Genomic DNA, 6,577 nt, shown 5'->3' with positions numbered 1-6,577 from the left:
GCCGTCGCCGCCGACCGCTTCCTCGTCCTGCCCCACCCGGAGGTGGCCGACTACTACCGCAACCGGGCCACCGACCCCGAGCGCTGGCTCGGCACCATGAACAAGGTCCAGCGCGCCTGGGAGACGGGCGCCCGCTAGCATCCGGCGCGGCGGATGGGAAGATCTACGGACGGGAACCCCGTCGTCCGGGACGGGGCGGGTACGAAGGAAGGCGGCGGAGCATCATGGCCAGGACGACGGACGGGAGCGGTACCCCCGTCCCCCAGAGGCTGCTGGCCGCCGCCACCCGGCTCTTCGCGGAGCGGGGCTACGACCGCACCTCCGTCCAGGAGATCGTGGAGGCCGCGGGGGTCACCAAGGGCGCCCTGTACCACTACTTCGGCTCCAAGGAGGATCTCCTCCAAGAGGTCTACGCCCGGGTCCTGCGCCTCCAGCAGGAGCGGCTGGACGCCTTCGCGGGCGCCGACGCGCCGGTCGAGGAGCGCCTGCGCGGGGCCGCCGCCGACGTGGTCGTCACGACCATCGAGAACCTGGACGACGCCGCCATCTTCTTCCGCTCGATGCACCACCTGAGTCCGGAGAAGAACAAGCAGGTGCGGGCCGAGCGCCGCCGCTACCACGAGCGGTTCCGCGCCCTGATCGAGGAGGGCCAGCGCTCCGGCGTGTTCTCCGCCGCGACCCCGGCCGACCTGGTGGTGGACTACCACTTCGGCTCCGTCCACCACCTCTCCACCTGGTACCGCCCCGACGGCCCGCTCACGCCCGAGCAGGTCGCCGGCCACCTCGCCGACCTGCTCCTGCGGGCGCTCCGCCCCTGACCGGGGCCGGAGCCGCCGGGCCCGGTCAGGGGCGGCCGGTCACACGTACCGCTTCAGTTCGCGCCGCGCCAGCGACCGCTGGTGGACCTCGTCGGGGCCGTCCGCGAGCCGCAGGGTCCGGGCGGCGGCCCACAGTTCGGCGAGCGGGAAGTCCTGCGAGACGCCGCCCGCTCCGTGGGTCTGCACCGCCTTGTCGATGATGTCGACCACCGCCCGGGGAGTGGCGATCTTGATCGCCTGGATCTCGGTGTGGGCGCCCCGGTTGCCGACCGTGTCCATCAGCCAGGCCGTCTTCAGGACCAGCAGCCGCAGCTGCTCGATCGTCACCCGGGCGTCCGCGATCCAGTTCTGCACGACGCCCTGCTGGGCGAGCGCCCTGCCGAAGGCCGTGCGGGAGACCGCCCGCCGGCACATCAGCTCCACGGCCCGCTCGGCCATGCCGATCAGCCGCATGCAGTGGTGGATGCGCCCCGGCCCGAGCCGCGCCTGGGCGATGGCGAAGCCGCCGCCCTCCTCGCCGATCAGGTTCGCGGCCGGCACCCGTACCCCGTCGAAGATCACCTCGGCGTGGCCGCCGTGGGAGTGGTCCTCGTAGCCGTACACCCGCATCGCGCGCCGGACCTCGACGCCGGGGGTGTCGCGCGGGACCAGGATCATGGACTGCTGGCGGCGCGGGTCGGCGCCGTCGGGGTCGGTCTTGCCCATGACGATGAAGATCCGGCAGTCCGGGTTCATCGCCCCGGAGATGTACCACTTGCGGCCGTCGACGACGTACGTGTCGGTGCCGTCGGAGGCGCGCCGGATCCGGGTCTCGATGTTGGTCGCGTCGGAGGAGGCCACCTCGGGCTCGGTCATCGCGAAGGCGGAGCGGATCTCACCCGCGAGCAGCGGCTCCAGCCACTGCTTGCGCTGTGCCTCGTCGCCGAACTGGGCGAGCAGCTCCATGTTCCCGGTGTCGGGCGCGGCGCAGTTGAGGGCGGTGGGCGCCAGGTGCGGGCTGCGGCCGGTGATCTCGGCGAGCGGGGCGTACTGGAGGTTGGTGAGCCCGGCGCCGTACTCCGGGTCCGGCAGGAAGAGGTTCCACAGGCCCTGCCGCTTGGCCTCGGCCTTGAGCTCCTCCACCACGGGCGGGGTGTCCCAGGGGGAGGCGAGGCGGGCGTGCTGCTCGTGGGCGACGGCCTCGGCCGGGTACACGTGCTCGTCCATGAAGGCGAGGAGCCTGCCGCGCAGGTCCTCGGTGCGGGCGTCGTAGGCGAAGTCCATGGCGGTTCAGCCCTCCTGAAGGGTGGTCAGGCCGTGCTCGATGAAGACGGGGACGAGGTCGCCGATGCGGTCGAAGCCGGTGCCGACCGTCTGCCCGAGGGTGTACCGGTAGTGGATGCCCTCCAGGATCACGGCGAGCTTGAACCAGGCGAAGGCGGTGTACCAGGCGAGGGCGGAGGTGTCGCGGCCCGAGCCGGACGCGTACCGCTCGACCAGCTCGGCGGCGCTCGGGTGTCCGGCGGCGGTCGCGGTCGTGGAGACGGGGGAGTCCGGAAGGTCCAGCGGGGTGCTGTACATGACCAGCAGTCCGAGGTCGGTGAGCGGGTCGCCGAGTGTGGACATCTCCCAGTCGAGGACGGCCCGGACGCGGTCGTCGGCGCCGATGAGGACGTTGTCGAGCCGGAAGTCGCCGTGGATCACGGTGGGGGCGGGCGAGGGGGGCAGGGCGCGGCCGAGCGCCGCGTGCAGCTCCTCGATGCCGGGCAGCTCGCGTCCGCGCGAGGCGGCCAGCTGCTTGCCCCAGCGGCGCAGCTGACGGTCGAGGAAGCCCTCCGGGCGGCCGAAGTCGTCGAGCCCGACCGCCACCGGGTCGACGGCGTGCAGGGCGACGAGCGTGTCGACGAGTCCGAGGACGGCGGCCCGGGTGCGCTCGGGCCCGAGCGGGGCGAGCTGGCGGGCCGAGCGGAACGGGGTCCCCTCGACGAACTCCATGACGTAGAAGGGCGCCCCGAGGACCGATTCGTCCTCGCACAGGACGACCGTGCCGGGGACCGGGACGTCGGTCCCGTTCAGGGCGCTGATGACGCGGTGCTCGCGCCGCATGTCGTGAGCGGTGGCGAGCACGTGGCCGAGCGGGGGCCTGCGGACGACCCACCGGCCGCCGTCGGTGCCGTCGGTCACGGTGTACGTCAGGTTGGAGCGGCCGCCCTCGATCAGCCGGGCTTCGAGGGGGCCGGCCACCAGGCCCGGGCGCTCGCGGTCGAGGAAGCGGCGCAGCCGGTCCGGGTCGAGGCCTGGCGGCGGGGCGGAACTCATGGGGCGTACCTCCGGGTCGGCTTCGGTCGGCGTTCATGATGACCGACCAGTCGGTATGTCGTCCAGGGGTGACCCGGGAAACCTCCCTCCGCCCTCTGGCCGGAGGGTCGTGTACGTGAATATCGTTCACGGATGGATGCGAAGCTGCTGCTCGTCGACGAAGTCCGGCTCACCCCGATCCTCATCTCCGACCCGCCCCTGCTCAACGTCCAGGGCGTCCACCAGCCCTTCACCCCCCGGCTCGTGGTGGAGGTCGTCACCCGGGGAGGCGTGGTTGGCCTCGGGGAGACGTACGGCGACGGCGTCTACCTGGAGACCGCCCGCTCCCTGGCCGAGACCCTTCCCGGCCGCGCGGTCACCCATGTGAACAGCCTCTTCGAGCCGGCGGCGCAGGACGCGATGGGCGCCGGATCAGGCCCCGGGGCGGCCCGCGCCGCAGCCGGAGCGAGCGACCCCGCGGCCGGCGCCGGCGTCGACGCGAGCGGGCTGCGCGGGGTCCGCACCGCCGCCAAGCTCCGCCTCTCCGTCGTCTCCGCCTTCGAGACCGCCTGCCTCGACGCCCTCGGCAAGACCCTCGGCCTGCCCGTGCACGCCCTCCTCGGCGGCAAGGTCCGCGACTCCGTGGAGTACAGCGCGTACCTCTTCCACCGATGGGCCGCCCACCCCGGCGCCGACGGGCCCGCCGACGACTGGGGCGCCGCCCTCGATCCGGCGGGTGTCGTCGCACAGGCCCGCCGCTTCGCGCGGACCTACGGCTTCCGCTCCTTCAAGCTCAAGGGCGGGGTCTTCGAGCCCGAGCGGGAGATCGCCGCGATCCGCGCCCTCGCCGAGGCCTTTCCCGGCCATCCGCTCCGCCTCGACCCCAACGGCGCCTGGTCCGTGGAGACCTCCCTCGCCGTCGCCCGCGCGCTCGAGGACGTCCTGGAGTACCTGGAGGACCCGGCGAGCGGCACCGCCGCCATGGCCGAGGTCGCCGCCGGAACCGGCGTGCCGCTCGCCACCAACATGTGCGTGACCACCTTCGAGGAGATCCCGGAGGCCTTCGCCCGGGGAGCGGTACGGATCGTCCTCTGCGACCACCACTACTGGGGCGGCCTGCACCGCACCCGCGAACTCGCCGCGCTCTGCCGCACGTACGGCGTCGGGCTCTCCATGCACTCCAACACCCACCTGGGCATCAGCCTCGCCGCCATGACCCAGGTCGCCGCCACCCTGCCCGGCCTCACCCACGCCTCGGACACCCACTACCCGTGGCAGACCGAGGACGTCGTCACCCCGCGCCCCGTCTTCCGCGGCGGCCGGCTCCCGGTCTCCGACGCCCCCGGCCTGGGCGTCGAGCTCGACCGCCCGGCCCTCGCCGCCCTGCACCGCCGCTGGCTCGACGACGACGGCCGCATGCGCGACCGGGACGACACCGCGGCGATGCGGGCGGCCGACCCGGCGTGGCGCCCCCGCCGCTGGTAGTCCGCAGCCGGCCCGCCCCTCGCCGCGCGGGCCGCCGCCCGCAGCGGTGCGCGCCCGGGGCGCCACGCGATGCCCGCCACCCCGCATGATCCGGCCGAACAGGGGCATGTGGCCCGGCGCCGGGGGCCGCCCCGGCACCCCGTAGCCGTACCCGCCCGAGGAGTGACGCCCCGTGACGACCCGCCCCACCCTGCTCGGCTCACCCATATACGACCAGCTCGTCGACGAGCACGGAGACGTGCTTGGCGAGGCGAGAACGCTCGCCGAGGTCACCCGCCGGGAGGCCGAGCGGCTCCTCACCTGGGACCTGTCCGCCGCCGGGGCCGATCACCCGGAATGACCCGGGGGACGGCCGCCCACGGGCGGGGCTCCCGTTCGACGCCGCCCGGAATGCCGGGATGTGTGACCTGATCCAGGCTGGATACGCGATCAGCAGACGTGATCAGGAGCCGCACACGGGAGTGACGCCATGGACACCGAGAGCACGATGGGCGACGACGTCTACCAGCCGGACGACGCCGAGGGCCGGGAGGACGACGGCATCCTCGACCCCGAGGACACGCTGTCGGACCGGGAGGCCGACCCGTACGACGAGGGGTGGTCCCCGCCCGAGCGGCCCCTCGCCGTCGACCACGTCGGCACGACCGCCCGCGAGCAGCGCGAGGGCGAGACCCTCGACCAGCGGCTCGCGGAGGAGGTGCCCGACCCGGCGCTGGCGGCACCCGACGACTCCAACGGCATCGGCGACCTCCCCGGCGGCGACGGCGAACCCCTCGACGACCAGGTGGGCCGCGAGCGTTCCGGCCGTCTCGTCGCACCGGACGAGGGGGTGCGGGAGGACGACGAGAAGGACGTCGTCGCCCGGGACGTCGGCATCGCGGGCGCCGCCGCGTCCGCCGAGGAGGCGGCCGTGCACACCGTCCCCGACGAGGCCGACGAGACCTATCGATGAGCGCCCCGCACCCGCCCCACGACCCCGCGGCCACGGACGGGGCCGCCCCCCGGCCCCACGACCGGGCCGGCACCGACCGCGACGACACCCGGTCCCGCGTCACCCTCCGGGTCAACGGCGCACCGAGAGACCTCACCGTCGACCACCGGGCCACCCTGCTCGACGTCCTGCGCGAGGACCTCGGACTGACCGGGGCCAAGAAGGGCTGCGACCACGGGCAGTGCGGGGCGTGCACCGTCCTCGTCGACGGGCGGCGCGCCAACAGCTGCCTGCTCCTCGCCGTCGCCCAGGACGGCGCCGAGGTCACCACCGTCGAGGGGCTGGCCGCGGGCGGCGAGCTGCACCCGCTCCAGCAGGCGTTCCTCGACCGCGACGCCTTCCAGTGCGGGTACTGCACCCCCGGGCAGCTCTGCTCCGCCGTCGGCGTGTTCGCCGAGGCCGCGGCGGGCCACCCCTCCCATGTCACGGACCCGGCCCGGCCGGCCGGGCAGGGCCCGGTGGACCTCACCCGGGAGGAGATCCGCGAGCGGCTGAGCGGCAACCTCTGCCGCTGCGGCGCCTACCCCCACATCGTCGCCGCCGTCGAGGACGTGACCCGTTGAAGCCCTACGGATACGTACGCGCCACCAGCGTCGAGGAGGCCACCGCCGCGTACGCGGCCCGCCCGGGCGCCCGCTACCTCGCCGGCGGAACGAACCTCGTCGACCTGATGAAGCACGGCGTGGAGGAGCCCGGGACCCTCGTCGACGTCAGCAGGCTGCCCCTCGACACCGTCGAGGAACTGCCCGACGGCGGTCTGCGCGTCGGCGCGACGGTGCGCAACAGCGACCTCGCCGCCCACCCCCTCGTCCGCGAGCGGTACCCCGTCCTGTCGCAGGCGCTGCTCGCGGGGGCGTCCGGGCAGTTGCGCAACATCGCAACCACCGGCGGGAACCTCCTCCAGCGCACCCGGTGCCCCTACTTCCAGGACACCGCCATGCCCTGCAACAAGCGCGAGCCCGGCACCGGCTGCGGCGCCCGCGAGGGCGTCCACCGCGACCACGCC

8 protein-coding genes and 1 pseudogene are annotated in these 6,577 nt (G+C 74.2%); 7 read left to right on the top strand and 2 right to left on the bottom strand.

Annotation, left to right across the window (positions count from 1 at the left end; genetic code table 11):
- Positions 1 to 138, top strand: a pseudogene (locus RIF68_RS22790) (dehydrogenase); the annotation flags it as partial.
- Positions 139 to 224: 86 nt separating this feature from the next.
- Entirely contained in the window at positions 225 to 818 is a 594-nt protein-coding gene (locus tag RIF68_RS22785) for a TetR/AcrR family transcriptional regulator (protein WP_309053148.1), read from the top strand.
- 39 nt (positions 819 to 857) lie between these two features.
- On the opposite strand, the gene RIF68_RS22780 is transcribed toward RIF68_RS22785, so the two are convergent.
- Together RIF68_RS22780 and RIF68_RS22775 are read right to left on the bottom strand one after the other, a co-directional pair.
- Complete coding sequence (locus RIF68_RS22780) at positions 858 to 2,081, bottom strand: acyl-CoA dehydrogenase family protein (RefSeq protein WP_309053147.1); 1,224 nt, start codon at positions 2,079 to 2,081, stop codon at positions 858 to 860.
- 6 nt (positions 2,082 to 2,087) lie between these two features.
- Positions 2,088 to 3,116 carry a phosphotransferase family protein gene (locus tag RIF68_RS22775; RefSeq protein WP_309053146.1) on the bottom strand — a complete coding sequence of 343 codons (1,029 nt, stop codon included), beginning with the start codon at positions 3,114 to 3,116 and terminating at the stop codon, positions 2,088 to 2,090.
- 132 nt (positions 3,117 to 3,248) lie between these two features.
- Between RIF68_RS22775 and RIF68_RS22770 the strand changes: the two genes are divergently transcribed.
- From RIF68_RS22770 to RIF68_RS22750, 5 genes are all read left to right on the top strand, one after another.
- A complete protein-coding gene (locus tag RIF68_RS22770) occupies positions 3,249 to 4,580 on the top strand; it encodes an enolase C-terminal domain-like protein (RefSeq protein WP_309053145.1) in 1,332 nt (443 codons plus the stop codon).
- A gap of 172 nt (positions 4,581 to 4,752) precedes the next feature.
- Entirely contained in the window at positions 4,753 to 4,920 is a 168-nt protein-coding gene (locus RIF68_RS22765) for a hypothetical protein (RefSeq protein WP_309053144.1), read from the top strand.
- 129 nt (positions 4,921 to 5,049) lie between these two features.
- Positions 5,050 to 5,532 carry a DUF5709 domain-containing protein gene (locus RIF68_RS22760; RefSeq protein ID WP_309053143.1) on the top strand — a complete coding sequence of 161 codons (483 nt, stop codon included), beginning with the start codon at positions 5,050 to 5,052 and terminating at the stop codon, positions 5,530 to 5,532.
- Positions 5,529 to 6,134 carry a 2Fe-2S iron-sulfur cluster-binding protein gene (locus tag RIF68_RS22755; protein WP_309053142.1) on the top strand — a complete coding sequence of 202 codons (606 nt, stop codon included), beginning with the start codon at positions 5,529 to 5,531 and terminating at the stop codon, positions 6,132 to 6,134. The genes RIF68_RS22760 and RIF68_RS22755 overlap by 4 nt, the downstream gene beginning before the upstream one ends.
- Positions 6,131 to 6,577 (top strand): FAD binding domain-containing protein (locus RIF68_RS22750; RefSeq protein WP_309053141.1); only part of this gene is annotated, 447 nt, incomplete at its 3' end. The genes RIF68_RS22755 and RIF68_RS22750, both read left to right, overlap by 4 nt.

This window comes from Streptomyces sp., from assembly GCF_031178505.1.
Taxonomy (GTDB): domain Bacteria; phylum Actinomycetota; class Actinomycetes; order Streptomycetales; family Streptomycetaceae; genus Streptomyces; species Streptomyces gulbargensis.
The sequence above is the reverse complement of the archived record's forward strand: the minus strand, read 5'-3'. Positions and strand labels throughout refer to the sequence as shown.

Excerpts from the sequence above, each read along its gene's own strand:
- RIF68_RS22785 (WP_309053148.1), top strand. The coding sequence starts at position 225 with ATGGCCAGGACGACGGACGGGAGCGGTACCCCCGTCCCCCAGAGGCTG.
- RIF68_RS22780 (WP_309053147.1), bottom strand. The coding sequence starts at position 2,081 with ATGGACTTCGCCTACGACGCCCGCACCGAGGACCTGCGCGGCAGGCTC.
- RIF68_RS22775 (WP_309053146.1), bottom strand. The coding sequence starts at position 3,116 with ATGAGTTCCGCCCCGCCGCCAGGCCTCGACCCGGACCGGCTGCGCCGC.
- RIF68_RS22770 (WP_309053145.1), top strand. The coding sequence starts at position 3,249 with ATGGATGCGAAGCTGCTGCTCGTCGACGAAGTCCGGCTCACCCCGATC.
- RIF68_RS22760 (WP_309053143.1), top strand. The coding sequence starts at position 5,050 with ATGGACACCGAGAGCACGATGGGCGACGACGTCTACCAGCCGGACGAC.
- RIF68_RS22755 (WP_309053142.1), top strand. The coding sequence starts at position 5,529 with ATGAGCGCCCCGCACCCGCCCCACGACCCCGCGGCCACGGACGGGGCC.